The sequence below is a fragment of the Mycobacterium sp. 852002-10029_SCH5224772 genome, assembly GCF_001667315.1.
Taxonomy (GTDB): Bacteria; Actinomycetota; Actinomycetes; order Mycobacteriales; family Mycobacteriaceae; genus Mycobacterium.
This window is the reverse complement of record NZ_LZHT01000085.1, coordinates 58,693-75,200: the sequence shown is the minus strand read 5'-3', so window position 1 is coordinate 75,200 and position 16,508 is coordinate 58,693. Positions and strand designations below refer to the sequence as shown.

The 16,508-nt window shown below is 68.6% G+C and carries 14 protein-coding genes; 6 read left to right on the top strand and 8 right to left on the bottom strand.

Going from position 1 to position 16,508, the window contains the following annotated elements:
- Nucleotides 1-170 precede the first annotated feature (170 nt).
- A complete protein-coding gene (locus A5775_RS15760; RefSeq protein ID WP_067254061.1) occupies nt 171-1,700 on the top strand; it encodes a class I adenylate-forming enzyme family protein in 1,530 nt (509 codons plus the stop codon).
- Nucleotides 1,701-1,719: 19 nt separating this feature from the next.
- Complete coding sequence (locus tag A5775_RS15755; protein WP_067254058.1) at nt 1,720-2,016, top strand: hypothetical protein; 297 nt, start codon at nt 1,720-1,722, stop codon at nt 2,014-2,016.
- Between the two features lie 5 nt (nt 2,017-2,021).
- Here the strand turns inward: A5775_RS15755 and A5775_RS15750 are convergent, their stop codons facing one another.
- From A5775_RS15750 to A5775_RS15740, 3 genes are all read right to left on the bottom strand, one after another.
- The gene (locus tag A5775_RS15750) at nt 2,022-2,711 is read right to left on the bottom strand and encodes a TetR/AcrR family transcriptional regulator (RefSeq protein ID WP_369827875.1); all 690 of its coding nucleotides are present in this window, start codon (nt 2,709-2,711) and stop codon (nt 2,022-2,024) included.
- Between the two features lie 420 nt (nt 2,712-3,131).
- The gene (locus tag A5775_RS15745; RefSeq protein ID WP_067254055.1) at nt 3,132-4,601 is read right to left on the bottom strand and encodes an aldehyde dehydrogenase; all 1,470 of its coding nucleotides are present in this window, start codon (nt 4,599-4,601) and stop codon (nt 3,132-3,134) included.
- 41 nt (nt 4,602-4,642) lie between these two features.
- On the bottom strand, nt 4,643-5,413 hold the full coding sequence (locus A5775_RS15740) for a class I SAM-dependent methyltransferase (protein WP_067254049.1): 771 nt from the start codon (nt 5,411-5,413) through the stop codon (nt 4,643-4,645).
- Nucleotides 5,414-5,517: 104 nt separating this feature from the next.
- On the opposite strand from A5775_RS15740, the gene A5775_RS15735 reads away from it, so the two are divergent.
- From A5775_RS15735 to A5775_RS15725, 3 genes are read left to right on the top strand one after another with little or no spacing between them, the layout of a single operon-like run.
- Nucleotides 5,518-6,747 (top strand): TerC family protein, encoded by a 1,230-nt coding sequence (locus A5775_RS15735; RefSeq protein ID WP_067254047.1) that lies wholly within the window; start codon nt 5,518-5,520, stop codon nt 6,745-6,747.
- Nucleotides 6,748-6,788: 41 nt separating this feature from the next.
- Nucleotides 6,789-7,400, top strand: a complete 612-nt coding sequence (locus A5775_RS15730) for a DedA family protein (protein WP_067254044.1) — start codon at nt 6,789-6,791, stop codon at nt 7,398-7,400.
- Nucleotides 7,401-7,442: 42 nt separating this feature from the next.
- Complete coding sequence (locus A5775_RS15725) at nt 7,443-8,609, top strand: glycosyltransferase family 4 protein (RefSeq protein WP_067254041.1); 1,167 nt, start codon at nt 7,443-7,445, stop codon at nt 8,607-8,609.
- Here the strand turns inward: A5775_RS15725 and A5775_RS15720 are convergent.
- A complete protein-coding gene (locus tag A5775_RS15720) occupies nt 8,589-10,310 on the bottom strand; it encodes a hypothetical protein (RefSeq protein WP_067254037.1) in 1,722 nt (573 codons plus the stop codon). The genes A5775_RS15725 and A5775_RS15720 overlap by 21 nt on opposite strands.
- A gap of 21 nt (nt 10,311-10,331) precedes the next feature.
- Nucleotides 10,332-11,633, bottom strand: coding sequence for a DUF3068 domain-containing protein (locus A5775_RS15715; RefSeq protein WP_197512609.1), 1,302 nt, complete (start codon nt 11,631-11,633; stop codon nt 10,332-10,334).
- A gap of 121 nt (nt 11,634-11,754) precedes the next feature.
- On the opposite strand from A5775_RS15715, the gene A5775_RS15710 reads away from it, so the two are divergent.
- Nucleotides 11,755-12,990: an acyltransferase gene (locus tag A5775_RS15710; protein WP_156660718.1), complete on the top strand. Its 1,236-nt coding sequence runs from the start codon at nt 11,755-11,757 to the stop codon at nt 12,988-12,990.
- 163 nt (nt 12,991-13,153) lie between these two features.
- Here the strand turns inward: A5775_RS15710 and A5775_RS15705 are convergent, their stop codons facing one another.
- From A5775_RS15705 to A5775_RS15695, 3 genes are read right to left on the bottom strand one after another with little or no spacing between them, the layout of a single operon-like run.
- Nucleotides 13,154-13,837, bottom strand: coding sequence for an alpha/beta fold hydrolase (locus tag A5775_RS15705; RefSeq protein WP_067254027.1), 684 nt, complete (start codon nt 13,835-13,837; stop codon nt 13,154-13,156).
- A gap of 57 nt (nt 13,838-13,894) precedes the next feature.
- Nucleotides 13,895-15,409, bottom strand: a complete 1,515-nt coding sequence (locus tag A5775_RS15700) for an AMP-binding protein (RefSeq protein ID WP_067254023.1) — start codon at nt 15,407-15,409, stop codon at nt 13,895-13,897.
- Nucleotides 15,410-16,387: a phosphotriesterase gene (locus tag A5775_RS15695; RefSeq protein WP_067254020.1), complete on the bottom strand. Its 978-nt coding sequence runs from the start codon at nt 16,385-16,387 to the stop codon at nt 15,410-15,412. It abuts the gene before it with no gap.
- Nucleotides 16,388-16,508: the final 121 nt, after the last annotated feature.

Below are 16,508 nucleotides of genomic sequence, written 5' to 3'. Positions count from 1 at the left end.
TGCTGTCCCGCCCCTGCCGACGAGGGTCCAACCGGCCATGTCGTCGGCGCCGACGGACCCGCCGTGACCAGGGCGCCTGCCGCGCGGCAAGCTCGACATCAGGGGACAACCCGGCTGAGTTACACTGCAGACGAGATTTGTAAAGGGCCGGGAATCCAGAAAGATCGAGGATGAGCATTTCGTTGCTGCTCGAGATGGCCGCGTCGGGCGACGCCGAGCGCACGGCGGTGGTGTCCGGAGACTTGCGGCTGACAACGCAGCAGCTCAGCGATCTCGCCGACGGCGGCGCGGGGGTGATCGCGGGGTCGGGCGCCAAGCACGTTGCCTATGTCGGCACCGGCGGCGCGATGCTGCCGGTGCTGATCTTCGCCGCGGCGCGCGCCGGGGTGGCCTTCACCCCGATCAATTACCGGCTCTCCGCCGAGGGCATCCAGGCGCTGATCGAGCGGCTGCCCGAGCCGCTGGTGGTCGTCGACAGCCGCTACCGGGACATGCTCGGCCCCCGAGCTGAAGATGCGCCGGACCGGGTAATGGTGTCCGACGACTTTTTGGCGGCCGCCCGCACCGCCGAGCCCGCCGCCGAATTTCCCGACCCGGACTCCGTCGCGATCGTGCTGTTCACCTCGGGCACCACATCGCAGCCCAAGGCCGTCGAACTCTCGCACAACAACTTGACCAGTTACGTCACCGGGACGGTGGAGTTCGGGGCGGCCTCCGACACCGACGCCGCCCTGATCTGCGTGCCGCCGTACCACATCGCCGGGGTCAGCGCCGCGCTGTCGAATCTGTATGCCGGCCGCAAGATGGTGTACCTGCCCAATTTCGATGCGCAGGAATGGGTTCGGCTGATCAACGCCGAGCACGTGACCACCGCGACGGTGGTGCCGACCATGCTCGACCGCATCATCACCGTGCTGGAGAACGGCGACGGGGCGGCCATCGAGCTGCCGTCGCTGCGCAACCTGGCCTACGGCGGCTCCAAGGTCGGCTTGCCGCTGGTCCGCCGCGCCCTCGAGCTGCTGCCCGACGTGGGCTTCGTCAACGCCTATGGCCTGACGGAGACCAGCTCGACGATCGCCGTGCTGACCCCCGACGACCATCGCGCCGCGCAGGCGGCGTCGACCGCCGACGGCGCGAGGCGGCTGGGGTCGGTCGGGCAGGCGGTGGCGGGTATCGAGCTGGAGATCCGCGACGAAGCCGGCAATGTGCTGCCGCCCGGGGAAACCGGTGAGCTGTTCGTGCGGGGCGAGCAGGTCTCGGGCCGCTACACCGGGATCGGCTCGGTGCTCGACGAGAACGGCTGGTTTCCCACCAAGGACATCGCCATGCTCGACGACGAGGGCTACCTGTTCATCGGCGGGCGCAGCGACGACACGATCATCCGCGGCGGCGAGAACATCGCACCCGCCGAGCTCGAAGAGGTCCTGGTCGAGCACCCCCACGTGCGCGACGTCGCCGTGGTCGGTGTCGAGGATCCGCAGTGGGGCCAGGCGATTGTCGCGGTGGTGGTGCCGGCGACGGGCGTCGATCCCGATCCCGAAGAACTGCGCGAGTTCGTCCGCAAGAGTTTGCGCGGCTCACGCACCCCCGACGAGGTAGTGTTTCGCGACGAGCTGCCCACCACCGCCACCGGCAAGGTGTTGCGGCGGGAAATCATTCAGACCCTCGCGGGATTGCGCGCCGCGCCGGTCCAGCAGTAAGCGATCAAGGACGGAATCAATGATCAAGAACGGAACTCGTCTCGCCAGTCAGGTATGTGACACGCAGGTGATCGTCGTCAGGAGCGCGGACAGCCTCGACGACCTGCGGTGTGGCGGTGTGCCGATGGTGCCGGTGGGCGCCGAGCGTTCGGGCGAATTGGACCCGGCGTTTTCCGACGGCACGGTCATGGGCAAGCGCTACGTCGACGAAGCCGGGGCCGAGGTGCTGGTGACCAAGCCGGGTGCGGGGAGCCTGAGCATCGGCCAGACCGCGCTGCACCTCAAAGAGGTCAAGCCGCTACCCGCCAGCGACTGAGAACGTCACTGCGAGCCGTCGTATTTGCCCGGAATCTTGTTCCGGACAACGAATTCCTTTGCCTTGATCAGGAATTCGAGCTGCTCGCCGACTTGATGTAACGGGCCCGCGTTGCGGGTCGACCGCGACAGCACTATCGCGCCCTCCAGCGCGGAGATCGACATCACGGCCAGCGACGCGGCATCGGCGTCGTCGAAGCCGTCGTTGACGAACGCGCGGGTGAGCGCGGTGCACCAGCGGCCCAGGATGGCACCGGCCACTTCGGACAGCTTGGGACCCTTGGGATCATCGCCGTCGGAACAGCCGATCGCCGCCGCCACCACCGGACAGCCTGCGGTGAAGCCGCCGTCGGTGAGCAGCCGTTCCCAGAACCCGACGAACTCCTGCAACAACGCCCGGGCGCCCCGGTCGGCGGCGTCGTCGATCATCGCGGTGATGGAGTCGCCCGAGTAGCGCAGCGCTTCGGTCAGAATCTGGTTGCGCCCGTCGGGGAAGTGGTAGTAGACCGAGCCGCGCGGGGCGCCGCTGCGGGCGAGCACGGCGTCGATGGTCACGCCCGCCGCTCCGCGCTCACGCATCACCTCAGCGGCGCTGGCCAGCATCTTTGTCCGCGTGCCACCGCGCTTGGTGGGGGTGTGCTCCTTGGTCGCGTCACCGATGGTCGGCGTGGGCGTACCTCCCGAGGCTGGCGTCATGCAGCGTGCGAGTGGCGCAGCGCGGGCCAGTGCATATGACGCGGGCTGAAGCGGAGTGTCCGGCGCCGCAAGTCTGGCATCTCGCGGGTGAATTGATAGCCGGCAACGTTGAGCTCAATGATCCACATGGTGTTCTCCCGGCCTGTGTGTGGCCCTTGATTATGCTAAGAACCATATAAGACATCCGTAAATTAATCAATTTCTCAGGTGTAATGTGACGCACGCCGCACAAATGGCGTGCGGATGCTACAGGGATCCGTACGTGCGGCTCCGAAAACCACCCGAAATATGCTTTATTGCATAATCACTAGTTCGTGGCGGTCGGCGGGCCGATGCGGCGGCCGCCAAACGCCGAACGTGCACTCACGGCGAAAAATCGGCAGATATCTCGCCCTGAATGCACGTTCGACGCGTGCAGACCTAGCTTTCGATCGTGTGACCCATCGGCATCAGCACGCTCTTGTGCTGCGTGAAGTGCTCGACGCCCTCGGGCCCGTTCTCGCGGCCGATGCCGGAGTTCTTGTAGCCGCCGAACGGGCAGCACGGGTCGAACGCATACCAGTTGATCGCGTACGTCCCGGTGCGGATCTTCTCCGAGACCTCGATACCCCGCTGTACGTCGGCGGTCCACACGCTGCCGGCCAGTCCGTACACCGAGTCGTTGGCGATCTTGATCGCGTCCTCCTCGGTGTCGTAGGGAATGATGGACAGCACCGGCCCGAAGATCTCCTCCTGGGCGATCGTCATCTTGTTGTCGACGTCGGCGAACACCGTCGGCTGCACGAAGTAGCCCCCGTCGAGACCCTCGGGACGGCCGCCGCCGCAGACCAGCCGCGCGCCCTCCTCGACGCCCTTGGCGATGTAGCCCTCGACCCGGGCCCGCTGCTTCTCCGAGATCAGCGAACCGATCTGGGCGGCCGGGTCCGACGGCAGGCCCACCGGCAGCGCCTGCACGAAAGTGCTTACGGCGTCCACGATTTCGTCGTACCGCGACCGCGGGGCCAGGATGCGTGTCTGGGCCACGCAGGCCTGCCCGGTGTTCATGATCCCGGAGAACACCAGCATCGGGATCGACGAGGCCAGGTCGACGTCGTCGAGGACGATGGCCGCCGATTTCCCGCCCAGCTCCAGGGTGCACGGCTTGAGCATGTCCGCGGCGCGACGGCCGATCTCCTTGCCGACCGCCGAGCTGCCGGTGAAGGAGAAGAGGTCGACGTCCGGGTTGGAGGTCAGCGCCTGCCCGGTCTCGATCCCGCCGGGCACCACCGACAGCACGCCCTCGGGCAGCCCGGCCTCGGCGAACGCCTCCGCCAAAGCGTTTGCGCTCAGCGGTGTTTCGGCGGCCGGCTTGAGCACCACTGTGCAGCCGGCCAGCAGCGCCGGGCCCAGCTTGTTGACGGCCAAGAACAGCGGCACGTTCCAGGCGACGATCGCGCCCACCACGCCGATCGGCTCGCGGTGGACGATGCTCTGCCCGTAGCCGCCGGTGCGGACCTCTTTCCACTTGACCTGGTCGACGGCGGGGCCGGCGAAGAAGTTCAGCGCCCCGATCGAGCTCATCCAGTGCATCGTTTCGACGCTCGTCGGCGGCTGGCCGGTCTCGGCCGCGAGGAGCTGGGTGAACAGGTCCTTGCGCTCCTCCATCACCTTGAGCGCGTTGGCGATCACGGCCGCGCGCTCCTTCGGGGGCGTGGTCGGCCAGGGGCCGTTGTCGAAGGCCGCGCGGGCCGCGGCAACGGCGGCGTCGACGTCGGCCGCGCCGGCCAGCGGCACCTTGCCGACGTATTCACCGGTGGCCGGACACCTCGCCTCGATCACGTCGGAGGTCGACGGTTCCGTCCACTTGCCGCCGATGAAAAGCTTGTCGTATTCGGTCTTAACGTCGGTCATGGCGCCACCCTACCCAAGCCGACGCAAAACGAGAACACGTTTCACTCTTGGGGTTGGAGCACCAGCACCAGATTGCTCACCAGGAACTCGCGCAGTACCGGCGCCGAGGTCAGCCACCACGCCCATCGGGGGTGGTAGCGGGGAAATGCGGCCACGGCGGCGCCGGTGCTCGCGGCCCACGTCAGGCCGTCGGCCGCCGACACCTCGAACAACGACGACCCGTAGTCGTTTTTGGCGCGGTGGCCGTGCTTGCGCGCGTAGCGCGCGGCGGCGCGTTCACCGCCCAGGTAGTGGGTCAGGCCCATCTCGTGGCCGCCGAACGGGCCCAGCCAGACGGTGTAGGACAGCACGGCCAGCCCGCCGGGCCTGGTCACCCGCAGCATCTCGGCGCCGAGTTGCCACGGCCGCCGCACATGCTCGGCGACATTGGACGACAGGCAGATGTCCACCGAATCGTCGGCGAACGGCAGCGCCATGCCCGACGCCCGCACGAAGGTCCCCGTGGCCGCGGCGACGGCCGGTCCGCCCGCGTGCATCTCGCTCGGATCGGGCTCGACCCCGATGTAGCCGACTCCGGCGTCGGCGAAGGCCGTCGCGAAGTAGCCCGGCCCGCCGCCGACGTCGAGCAGGGTGCGGCCGGCCGGGGACACCCCGTGGGCGGCCCGCCACAGGTCACCCACCATCGCCGCGGTGTCGGCGGCCAGGGCTCCGTAGAAGCGGGCCGGATCGGATCGCTCGTAGCGAAACTCCGACAGCAGCCGCACCGAGCGGGCCAGCGTCGCCCGGCGAGCGAAGAGGTCGGTCACGGCCACCGGCCAACCCTACGGCCGGGCGCACACATACTGTGGCGGCAAAGAGGGTATGGAAGCGTCGAACACACAGATGACGGACCCGACGAAGGTGGCTCAGGCAGCGAATGGATGTCCCCGATTGGGTATGGGCCCTGACCGTCTTGGGCATCGTCGGGCTGTTGGCCTTCGATTTTTTCTTCCATGTCCGCAAGGCGCATGTCCCGACGCTGCGGGAGGCCGCGCTCTGGTCGCTCGCCTACGTCGGCATCGCGCTGCTGTTCGGCGTCGGCTTGGTCGCGTTGGGCGGCCACGAGGAGGGCCCGGAATACTTCGCCGGGTACGTCACCGAGAAAGCGCTCTCGGTCGACAATCTGTTCGTCTTTTTGCTGATCATGGCCAGCTTCCGGGTCCCGCGCGAGGACCAGCAGAAGGTGCTGCTGTTCGGGATCGTCTTCTCCCTGGTTGCCCGGACCGGCCTTATCTTTCTCGGCGCCACGCTGATCAACACGTTCGCGTGGGTCTTCTACCTGTTCGGGCTGATCCTGTTGGTTGCCGCCGGCGGCGTCCTGCGGCCGGACGAGCGCGAGGACACCCGCAAGGCCGACAACGTCGTCATCCGGATGGCGAAGAAGGTCTTTCACACCACCGAGCACTATGACGGCGACAAGCTGTTCACGATGGTGGATGGCCGGCGCGCGATGACGCCGATGCTGCTGGTCATGGTCGCCATCGGCGGCACGGACATGTTCTTCGCGCTCGACTCGATCCCGGCGATCTTCGGCCTCACCCAGAACGTCTACATCGTCTTCACCGCGACGGCGTTCTCGCTGCTGGGCTTGCGGCAGCTGTACTTCCTGATCGAGGGTCTGCTGGACCGGCTCGTCTACCTCTCGTATGGGCTCGCGGCGATCCTCGGCTTCATCGGCGTGAAGCTGATCTTGCATGCGCTACACGAGAACAACGTCCCGTTCATCAACGACGGCGAACCGGTGTCGCTCGTCGAGATCAGCACCTACGTGTCACTGGCCGTCATCGTCGGGGTTCTCGTCGTCACCGTCGTCGCCTCGTTGCTCAGCCCCATGGGCAAAGCCCGGACGGCGATTGCGGGCGCCAGTCGGCACGCGACGGCCTACCTCGACTCCGAATACACCCACGATCCCGCCGAACGCGAGCGCATCTTCCGCAAGCTGCTCGACGAGCGCGACGAGATACTTGCGCTCGGCCCGAAGTACCGCCAGCTGGTCCGCGACGAGCCGGCCCTGATCGAGCTGTTCGACCGCGCGGCCGCCAAGCATGATGAAGCCGTCGGCCGCGGGGAGGCCCAACCGTTCACCAGGATGGGGCTGACCTCCTGAGCGGCTGACCACCGCTCCGCGCTGTGTAGTGTTGCGCTCTAGTGTTCGACTCCCTGCTTGACGCGCTCGGCCACTCGTGGTGGGCGTATCCGCTGATCCTGGCCTCGTGCACGTTCGACGCCATCCTTCCCTTGTTGCCGAGCGAGACCGCCCTGCTCACCGGGGGCATCCTCGCGGCCAACGGCTCGATGCTGCTGGGGTGGGTGATCGTCATGGCGGCCATTGGCGCGTTTGTCGGCGACAACCTGGCGTACGCGATCGGTCACTCGGCCGACGACTTTGCCCGCCGCTGGATCACCCGCGGCGAAAAGGGACAGCGCAGCCTGGACTGGGCGCACCAGGAATTGGACCGGCACGGCGGCCCGCTGGTGATCGTGGCCCGGTTCCTCCCCGGGGGTCGCACCGCCACCACCATCGCCTGCGGCGTACTGGATTTTCCCTATCGCCAGTTCGTGGTGTTCGACGCGATCGGCGCAGTCGTGTGGGCGACGCTGAACACGATGATCGGCTACATCGGCGGCAACGCCTTCGCCGACAACACCGTCGCGGCGTTCGCCGTGGCGTTCGCGGCGGCGCTGGCGCTGGCCGGAGTCATCGAACTGATCCGGTGGATTCGGCGCCGGGCACGCCGGCGGGGGCACGTGCGCAACTAGCCGCCATGGCGCGCCGACTGATTCCCATTAGGCTGACCGGTAATGTCTGCTCTGCGCTCGGTCCTGCTGCTGTGCTGGCGCGATACCGGGCACCCGCAGGGCGGCGGCAGCGAAGCCTATCTACAGCGCATCGGCGCACAGCTGGCCGCATCGGGGGTTGACGTCACGCTGCGCACCGCCCGCTATCCGGGGGCGCCGCGCCGCGAAGTCGTCGACGGCGTGCGGATCAACCGCGCCGGTGGCCGCTACTCCGTATACGTCTGGGCGTTGCTGGCGATGGCGATGGCCCGGCTCGGGGTCGGCCCGTTGCGCACGGTGCGGCCCGACGTGGTCGTCGACACCCAGAACGGCCTGCCCTTTTTGGCCCGCCTCGTCCACGGCCGCCGCGTGGTGGTGCTGGTGCACCACTGCCACCGCCAGCAGTGGCCGGTGGCCGGGCCGGTGCTCGGCCGGCTCGGCTGGTTCGTCGAGTCGACGCTCTCCCCGCGGCTGAACCGGCGCAACCAGTACGTGACGGTGTCACTGCCGTCCGCGCGCGACCTGGTCACGCTGGGCGTCGACGGCGCGCGGATCGCGGTGGTGCGCAACGGCCTGGATCACGCTCCCGCGCAATCGTTGTCGGGCCCCCGCGCGGCGGCGCCGCGGGTGGTCGTGCTGTCGCGGCTGGTGCCGCACAAGCAGATCGAGGACGCCCTGGAAGCGGTCGCGCGGCTGCTGCCGCGGATACCGGGCCTGCACCTCGACATCGTCGGCGACGGCTGGTGGCGCGAGCGGCTCGTCGAGCACGCCCAACGGCTGGGCATCTGTGCCGCGGTGACGTTCCACGGTCACGTCGACGACGTGACCAAACACCATGTGCTGCAAGGAGCTTGGGTGCACGTGCTGCCCTCACGCAAGGAGGGCTGGGGTTTGGCGGTCGTCGAGGCGGCCCAGCACGGGGTGCCGACCATCGGATACCGGTCCTCGGGCGGCCTGTCGGACTCGATCGTCGACGGGGTGACGGGGATATTGGTGGACGCCCACGCCGAGTTGGTGGACCGGCTCGAAGAACTACTCGCCGATCCGGTGTTGCGCGATCAACTCGGCACCAAGGCGCACACCCGCAGCGGTGAATTCTCCTGGGCGCAAAGCGCCGACGCGATGCGCAGCGTGCTGGACGCGGTGCACTGCGGTCACACGGTCAACGGGCTAGTCACCGGCCGCGGCTGACCGGGTTCGGCGCCGCCACGCGCCGATCCCCGCGCCGGCGCCCCCGCCGATCAGCAGCGCCAGCCACGCCAGATGGGCGATCATCGTCGCCGCCCGGCGATCGGCGGGCACCCCGGCGCTCTGACCGCCGACCCGGTAGAGCGCGATCGCGTCGTCCCGGTAGACCGGCTCCATCGCGCCCACGGTACGGGCGGCCGTCCCCATGTCGCCGGGGCTGTCCGATTCCACCACCAGCCAGCCCACGCCCGCCGCGGCCAAGGCGGACGGATCGGGCCCGGTCAGAAGCAGCTCCTGCACGGCCCGGGCATGCGCGCCCTCGCCGGCAACGGTGGTCCCCGAGATCACCAGGTCGCCGCTGGTCAGCACCTCGGCGCGCACCCAGCGGGGCAGCGGGTCCAGGACCGGCGCGCCTCCCGACCACCGGAAGAGCCGCATCGCCCCGGCGGGCAACACCGCAACCGCCCCCGGCCGGGCGTTGATCGCCGCGGCGACCGCGGACCAGCCCCGCGGGTAGTGCACCGGTGCCACCTTGCCGCCCACACCCCAGGCCAGGTCGGGCAGCGCCAGCAGCAGCGCCAGGCAGCAGACCAGCGCCGCCACCACGTCTGTCGGGGCCGGCCGCATCCACCGTCGCAACGTCATCACCGCGCCGGCGCCCGCCAGGCTGTAGCCGGGCACCGCCAGCGCCACCCACTTCTGCCCGTCGCGCAGCACCCCGAAGCCGGGCACCGCGTCGACCACCGCGCCCAGCAGGTGTAGGCCCGGCCCGGTGGCCAGCGCCGCCGGAACCAGCACCGACACCGCGGCCAGCGCCAGCAGCGGGACCGCCGCCGGGCTGCGCGCGACCGTCGGCAGGCCCGCCGCCACCACGCCCAGCAGCACCACCGCCGAGACGATCGCGAAAAGCGTTGCGCGCGAACCGGGTACGGCGTCACCGTTCCAAATACCACCGAGGCTGGCCAGGCTGGCGAGCGTGCCCAGTCCGGGCTCGGCGCGTGGCGCGAACGCCTCGACCCCCAGCCGGTTGGCCGCCGTGTGGGCGGTCAGCGACGCACCCAGCACCGACGCGACCAGCCAGGGCAGCGCCGCCACCAGCGCGACACCCAGCGCCGCCGCCGCACACCACCGGCGCGGCCGGCCCGCACCCGCGACCCCCACGCAGACCAGCGCCACCGTCGCGGCCAGCAGCAGCCCGGTCGGGGTCAGCCCGGCGAGCGCGATCCAGAAGGCCAGCCCGAAGAAGCCCCACCGCCCGGCCGTGCTGGTCCGCAACCCCAGCATGGCCGTGGCCACCCACGGCAGGCAGCCGTAGCCGACCAGCAGGCTCCAATGGCCCTGTAGAAGTCGTTCTGCGACATAGGGATTCCAGATCGCCAGGGTGGTGGCGACGAACTGACCGGGCGCGCCCGCGCGTGGCAGCGCCACCTCGACCAGCCGGGCCGCACCCCAGCCCGCGAGCCACAACCCGACCACGAGCAGCGCCTTGACCACGACGCCGCCGTCGACCAGCTGCGAGGCCAGCGCCACCGCGAAATCCTGGGGGGTGGCGCGCGGCGCGGACGTCAACCCCAGCGCCGTATCGGACAGGTATGACCGCGGCGTCGATACCGCGTCACGCAGCAGCAGGTACCCCGGGGCCAGCAGCGGCCCTACCACCAGCAGCGCCAGCACCAGTGCGTACCCGGGCCGGGTCCAGCGCACGGCTAACGCATCCGGGCCGGGCTATTCCCGGTCGTGGGGGCCGGGCGGGTTCTCGGTCGGCCCCGCCTCGGTCGGCTCGTCGGGGCCGGAGGGGCTGGAGGGGCCGGATGAGGCGGGCGGGTCGGCACCGGAGTCCTGGCGCAGATCGGGGCGCTGGGTGGGCAGCTTCTCCGTCTCGGCCTCGGCGCCGGGAACCGGCTCCTCGAGGCCGCTGCGGCCGAAGAAGTCCTGATCGCCCCGATCCAGGCCGGGGTCGGTCAGCGCGCTCTCGCTGCGCAGGCTGAACGAGGCGAGCAACCCGCCACCGACCAGCGCGATCAGGCCGACGGCGGTGAAGGTGATCGGCAGCACCCGCGACCACAGGGCCAGCCGGTCGCGTTCATCGCGGGCGGCGTTGACCTGGGATTCGACGGTGTCCTCGTTCGAGGTGACCTTGTAGTCGGCCAGCGTGAGCTCCGGCTTGAGCGGGTCCCGGGCGAAGTAGTGGTCGGCGTGCTCGGTCTGCTTCACGATCGTGCCCGACACCGGGTCCACCCAGAACGTGCGCTGCGCCGCGTAGTAGCGGGTCATGGTGATCTGTTCGTTCGGGTCACCGCCCTGCACGCCCCACATCGCCGCCGACGTGGTCTGCTTGGCGTCCTCGCTGCCGGCTAACAGCGACGGGTACGCCACCGGGGCCACCAGCTTGCCGTCGGCGTTGTAGCCGACGTTCTGGGTGAACTTGTAGGTCGTGAGCCCGTTGACGTCTTCTTCGGTGTCGTAGTTGACGTCGAACGGCTTCTGCGCGATCGGATCGAAATAGGGGTAGGTCTTCTTCTCGGTGTGGAACGGGAACCGGTAGGACAGGCCGTCGTGCCGCAGCGGCATCGCGGTGGGCGGGTTCTCGTCGTTGACGGCGCGCGGCTTCTGGACCGCGCCGCCGGTGTGGGCGTCGTCGGAGACGGCCAGCGCGCTCTTGCGGTTGAGCGTGACGGTGTCGACGATCGCCAGCAGCAGCCCGCTGTCCTTCTGCTTGTCCGTGCGCCGCAACGAACTTCCGACCTGCAGCGTGACGACGTCGGCGTTGGCGGGCGATTCGACGCTGATCTGCTGCTGGGCGACCAGTGGCACGTTCTGATTGACGACGACGTGGTCGGTCGACAACGACGCCGAGTCCAGCGCCGTCCCGGTGCCGTCACTGACCAGCGTGGTGTCGATGTCCAAGGGGACCTTGGTGATCCTGCTGGTGGTGTACGTCGACAACAGCAGCGCGGCGATCAGCAAGGCGGCTCCGAGTCCGATGATCCCGCATGCGGCGAACCGCAACATGACTGCTCGGTTCACGTCGCTGTGCCCTCCTCATGATCCCTTGCATTTCTCAGCCGCGACCCGACCCGAGCGAGCAGCCCGGGGCAAACTCGTTTGACCCTAACAGCAGAAACTAAGGCGGCGACTTACGAACCCGATGCTCGCGCAGGCGGGTCCTTCGGGTGTACCCATTCGTCCGGCAACCCAGCACAGGCAAACTGTGGTGGTGAGCGACAACCAGCGGGTGGGCGGGGTGCGCAGCTTCCTGCCGGCGGTGGAAGGCATGCGCGCCTGCGCGGCCATGGGCGTGGTGGTCACGCACGTCGCGTTCCAGACCGGGCACTCCAGCGGCGCATCCGGCAGGCTGTTCGGGCGCTTCGACCTGGCGGTCGCGGTGTTCTTCGCGCTGTCGGGTTTCCTGCTGTGGCGCGGGCATGCCGGGGCGGCAAGGGAGCTGGGACCCCGCCCGCGCACCGGCCACTATCTGCGATCCAGGGTCGTCCGCATCATGCCCGCGTATGTGATGGCGGTCGTGGTGATCCTGACGCTGTTGCCCGACGCCGACCACGCCAGCCTGACGGTGTGGCTGGCCAACCTGACCCTCACCCAGATCTATGTGCCGCTGACGCTGACGGGCGGGCTGACCCAGATGTGGAGCCTTTCGGTGGAGGTCAGCTTCTATCTGGCGCTGCCGGTTCTCGCCTTGTTGGCCCGCCGCCTGCCGGTACGCGCGCGGGTGCCGGCGATCGCCGCGCTGGGGGCGCTGAGCTGGGCCTGGGGCTGGGTGCCGGGGCACGCGGCCGAAGGCATCAATCCGCTCAACTGGCCGCCGGCGTTCTTCTCCTGGTTCGCCGCCGGCATGCTGCTGGCCGAGTGGGTCCACAGCGGCGTCGGGTTTCCGCACCGCATCGCACGCCGGCGGCTGGTGATGGCCGTCGTCGCGGTGGCGGCCTATCTGGTCGCGGCCTCGCCGCTGGCCGGCCCGGAAGGGCTGGTGCCCGGCACGCCCGCCCAGTTCGCGGTGAAGACCGCGATGGGCGCGCTGGTGGCCTTCGCGCTGGTCGCGCCGCTGGTGCTGGACCGCCCGGATACGCCGCACCGGATATTGGGGACCACCGTCATGGTCACCCTGGGCCGTTGGTCCTACGGCCTGTTCATCTGGCACCTTGCCGCGTTGGCCATGGTGTTCCCCGTCGTCGGGACGTTCCCGTTCACCGGCAACATGCCGACGGTGTTGGTGCTGACATTGATCTTCGGCTTCGCGATCGCGGCGGTGAGCTACGCCCTGGTCGAGTCGCCCTGCCGAGAAGCCTTGCGCCGCTGGGAGAAACGCGAGCGGCCGGCGGACGCGACCCAGGCCGTCGACGCGGAGGCGGACGCGATCGCGCCTTAGCCGGTGCGGTCCATCCACTCTTCCAGCGTGTGCGCGGACGGCAGGCAGATGGCCTCATTGCGCTGTGCCATCGAGTTGCGCTGTGCCATCGAGGATTTGAGGTGCGCCGTGTGCGACCGGGGCACTCAGTCACCGGGGCGAGTCCGGCGCTGCAGTATCTGATCTACTGAACAGAGGCTGCGGCGCTGCGGATCACGTCTATGACGACGTCGGGTTGGGAGACCATGGGAACGTGGCTGCTATCCACTTCGACGGTGGTCGCCCCCATGCGGTTGGCCAAAAAGCGCTCAAGATCGGGATGCACGGTGTGGTCATTCCTGGCGACGATGAACCAGCTCGGCTTCGACTTCCACGCGACATCGTCATCGAGCTTGTGCTCGAACAGGTCTGCGGCGGGCGCATAGTGGGTCGCCCACACAACTTTCTGCTCATGCTCGGGCAAGTCGCCGGCAAAGTATTTGACGCCTTCCGGAAGCATCCACGCGCGCCCGTCGGCGACTTCGATGTGGGCAAATACGTCTGTCGGGTATTTGTCGAGCAGGCTTTGTACCGACTCTCCGGTGTCCGGTGTGACGGCAGCGATGTAAACCAATCCCACGACGCGGTCATCGACTCCGGCGGCGGTGACTGTCGCTCCCCCGTACGAGTGCCCGACGAGGATGGCGGGGCTGTTGACCCGTCCCAGCGTGCGTTTAACTGCCGCGACATCATCGGCCAATGCGTCGAGGCCGTACTGGACGGCGATCACTTGATGCCCGTCGGCCTGCAGCGCGGGGATGACCTTGTTGAAGCATGAGCCGTCGGCCCAAACACCGTGGCAGAAAACGATGGCGGGTTTGTCAGTCATTTCGCACTTCCTTTGTGGGGCAAATGAACTCAGATGGCGAGACCGTCCCGGCATGCGTCAAGAAGGTTGGGCCAGCATGCCGCTCTCGCCGGCTTGCGCGGTCTGTAGTCGCTGCATGATCTGGGCCCGGACCGCCGACCGGCGGGCCTTGCCGGCGTCGTCGCGCAATGGGGTGTCGACGAATTCGATGAAGTCGGGGGTGGGCGGAACCTTGTACGCCGCCAGGTGTTCGCGCAGGAACGCCTGCACGCCCGCGGGATCCAGCGAGCAGCCGTCGGCCGTGTGCACCAGGGCGTAGGGCACCTGGCCCAGATCCTGGTGCGGGACGCCGACGACCAGACACGACAACACGTCCGGGTGTGCCGACAGCGCGTTCTCGATCTCGGCGGGGTAGACGTTGCGGCCACCGACGGTGAACATGTCGACCCGCCGGTCCGACAGATAGAGGAAGCCGTCGTCGTCGAAATAGCCGAGGTCGCCCAGCGAGTCCCAGCCGTCGCGGCTTTTCGCCGTGGCGCCGACGTAGCGGTAGGTGGGTGCGCTGTCGGGCCCGGGCCGCATGTAGATCTCGCCGATCACGCCGGGCGGGCACGGGTTGCCTTCGTCGTCGAGGACCTTCATCTCCCCGGCGACCACCACGCCCACCGAGCCCCGATGCGCCAGCCACTGGTCGCCGGAGATGAAGGTCAATGCCTGTAATTCGGTGCCGCCGTAGAGTTCCCAGACCTTTTCTGGACCCAGCAGGTCGATCCAGGCTTGCTTGACGGCCGGCGGGCAGGGCGCCCCCATGTGCCAGAACCGCCGGATCGGCGAGAGGTCGTAGGCTTCCGGGTCGGCGTGGTAGACGGGCAAGGCCCGTTGCATGATCGTCGGCACCGTCGTCAGGAACGTCACCCGATGGTCGGTGATCAGCCGCAGGAACTGCTGTGGGTCGAACCGGCTCATCAACACCAGGTGGTGGCCCATCAGCAGCGCGATGGTCGCGGTGGTGAAGCCGGTGTTGTGGGACAGCGGGATCGGTACCAGCGTGGTGTCGCCCTCCTGGGCGCCGAGGGGATAGCCGATGGCCGACGGTATCCGGCTGTCGCCGCCGGATTCGATCAGCTTGGGCCGCCCGGTGCTGCCGCCGGATCCCATCGCCTTCCACACCGGAGACACCGCCTCGGGCAGCGGGCCGTCCGACAGCGCCGGGTCGGGGACGAAACCCGCTGGCACGCTTGGTAATTCGGAGTTGTCTCGCCCGACCAGCAATGCCGGCGGCCGCAACTCGAGCAGGCCCGCCAGCTCCGCGTCGGGCAATCGCGCCGACAGCGGCTGGGGGACCGCGCCCAGCTTCCAGCAGGCCACCGCGGCCTGGATCCACTCGACCGAGTTCGGCAGCACCATGGTCACGTAGTCGCCGACGGCCACACCCCGCTCGGCGTAGGCCCGGGCCAACCGATTCGTCGAGCGGTCAAGCTCGGCGCGGGTCAGGGTCACCCCGTCACAGGTGACGGCGGGCTCGTCGGGAGCGAGTTGGGCAAGCTGCGAAATCTGGGTACTGATCGGCGGGGTCGGCTCACCCTGGGGCATTTAGTAGGCGCCCGTCTGCTCGAAGATGCGACGCGGATTGTCGACCAGCATGGTGTGCAGCTGCTCGTCGGTCACCCCGCGCTCCTTGAGCGCGGGGATCACGTCGTTGTGGATGTGCAGGTAGTGCCAGTTCGGCATCACCTGTGGCACCAGCTCTTCGGGCAGCGCGTCGAAGTAGCAGTTGGCATCGTGGGACAGCACCATCTTGTCGGCGTGACCGCGCTCGCACATCTGCGCGACGATGTTCACCCGGTCCTCGAAGGGCGAGATCGCGTCGATGCCGAACCGGTCCATGCCCAAATACGATCCGGCCGCGATCAGCTCTTCGAGGTAGCCGACGTCCGTGCTGTCGCCGGAGTGCCCGATGACCACCCGGCTCAGGTCGACGCCTTCTTCTTCGAAGATCCGCTGCTGTTCGAGGCCGCGCCGCAGTCCGGCGTGGGTGTGCGTGGAGATCGGCACGCCGGTGCGCTTGTGCGCCTGGGCGACCGCGCGCAGCACCCGCTCGACACCGGGGGTGACGCCGGGCGCATCGGTGGCGCACTTGAGGATGCCGGCCTTGACGCCGGTGTCGGCGATGCCCTGCTCGATGTCGCGGACGAACATGTCGGTCATGATCTCCGGGCCGCCCAGCTCGGCGCCCGGACCCAGGTAGTGAAAATAGAACGGCACGTCGTTGTAGGTGTAAAGCCCGGTCGCCACAACGATATTCAGTTCGGTCGCGGCCGCGACCCGGGCGATGCGCGGGATGTAGCGGCCCAGGCCGATCACGGTGAGGTCGACGATGGTGTCCACGCCGCGCGACTTCAGCTCGTTGAGCCTATCGATGGCGTCGGCCACCCGCCGCTCTTCGTCGCCCCACGCCTCGGGATAGTTCTCGGCGATCTCGGTGGTCATGATGAACACGTGTTCGTGCATGAGGGTCACGCCCAACTGAGCGGTATCGATGGACCCGCGAGCGGTATTGAGTTCTGACACGCCACTGATGCTAGGTGGACTGGCACCTCACGAACAGAGTCGTTTTGTTCCGGCGCGCCCCGACGGCCCCGCAGTTGCAGTACCGTCACCCTCGTCTGCGTCGTGAACCCGCTGGGAGCCC